This is a genomic window from Pseudoalteromonas sp. SIMBA_162 (assembly GCF_046535955.1).
GTDB lineage: Bacteria > Pseudomonadota > Gammaproteobacteria > Enterobacterales > Alteromonadaceae > Pseudoalteromonas > Pseudoalteromonas marina.
The window spans coordinates 1-267 of sequence record NZ_JAWJBQ010000507.1 but is presented as its reverse complement, the minus strand read 5'-3'; the positions used below and the strand labels follow the sequence as shown (position 1 = coordinate 267).

Annotated in this window: 1 protein-coding gene; it reads right to left on the bottom strand. The window is 52.8% G+C overall.

Annotation, left to right across the window (positions count from 1 at the left end):
• Positions 1-267: Gfo/Idh/MocA family protein (locus R0J88_RS20710; RefSeq protein WP_410900985.1), on the bottom strand; the 267-nt coding region annotated here is incomplete at both ends.

The following is a 267-nucleotide window of genomic DNA, read 5'->3' as shown; positions in this document are numbered from 1 at the left end:
CGGCAGCGCCTGGCGCAGCAAATGAAAGTTCGGCAGGCAGGCGGTTTTAAATGCCTCAAACAGCACCACCTGATTTTCCCGCGCACAGGCAATGGCGGCATCCACTTCCGCCAGATTCGACGCCAGTGGTTTCTCGCAAATCACATTAATTTTATGGCTAAGGAAAAGTTGTGTCTGGGAAAAATGCAGGGAATTCGGGCTGGCAATATACACCGCGTCAATGGCATCGCTTTCCGCCATCGCTTCCAGCGAGGTAAACAGATGCTC